General features: G+C 48.4%; 2 protein-coding genes. One reads left to right on the top strand and one right to left on the bottom strand.

All coding sequences use genetic code 11. From position 1 onward, the window contains the following. Window positions 1-395, top strand: a 395-nt coding sequence (locus tag A3751_RS16105) for a PilZ domain-containing protein (protein WP_231876917.1), incomplete at its 5' end; no start/stop codon positions are given. A 60-nt stretch (window positions 396-455) separates the two neighbouring features. Here the strand turns inward: A3751_RS16105 and A3751_RS16100 are convergent. After that, window positions 456-1,004, bottom strand: a 549-nt coding sequence (locus tag A3751_RS16100; protein WP_304439041.1) for a magnesium chelatase domain-containing protein, incomplete at its 5' end; no start/stop codon positions are given.

Raw genomic sequence — 1,004 nt, 5'->3', positions numbered from 1 at the left:
CAGGTAATGAATGCATGTCAGAAACTCAAGAACACCAAGAAAGACGACAGTTCAGCCGAATACTATTCAATGCTGAGTGCACGATAAGTCAAGACGGCATGATGTGGTCGACAGAGTTAGAGGATATCTCGCTAAAAGGCGTGCTGATCAGCAAACCTGAAGGCTTCTCAATGAAAGGGAACAAAGCATTTGATGCAAGTATCAAGCTTGCAGGCGACCAACAGTGCATCAACATGAAACTCGTCTTTTCAAATGAACATAACAACGCATTAGGGTTCAGCTGCGAACACATCGACTTAGACAGCATGACCCATTTGAAAAGACTGGTTGAACTCAATTTAGCTGACGAGGCCCTACTTCATCGAGAACTAAGCGCCCTGAGCAATGCGCATTAGGCTTTGCGCGAGCTAAGAGAGAAGAATAAACCAACCTCTTCAAGCGCCGAGACGGCTCGATCAGAACAACTGCTGAAGAAACTCAGATAAGCTTTTCACTGCTGTTACTTCAATGCCTAGAGCGGTTTCGCGGGGACGATTCCCCCAAGGAACAATTGCCTTCTTAAACCCATGCTTTGCAGCTTCCTGTATTCGCTCCTGCCCGCTGGGTACAGGCCGTACCTCGCCCGACAACCCAAGTTCACCAAAGATAATAACGTCACGCGGCAAACTAACCGTCCGTAAACTGGAAACGATCGCAGCAATCGACGCCAAGTCCGTGCTCGTTTCTGCGGTCTTCACGCCACCGACAAGATTGACGAAAACATCCTGATCACCACAATGCAAACCACCATGACGATGCAACACTGCTAGCAGCATGGATAATCGATTCTGGTCCAAACCAAGCGCCACTCTTTTGGGATAAGAGCCCTGACTTTCATCAACAAGCGCCTGCAACTCCACTAGCAGCGGCCGAGTACCCTCCCAAAGCACAGTAACGGAACTCCCAGGACTGGCTTCTTCGCCTCGATTCAAAAAGATTGCGCTTGGATTTTTAACTTCAATCAA

This window comes from Oleiphilus sp. HI0080, from assembly GCF_001635135.1.
Note: the sequence above shows the minus strand (reverse complement) of the source record. Positions and strands in the feature narration are given on the sequence as shown.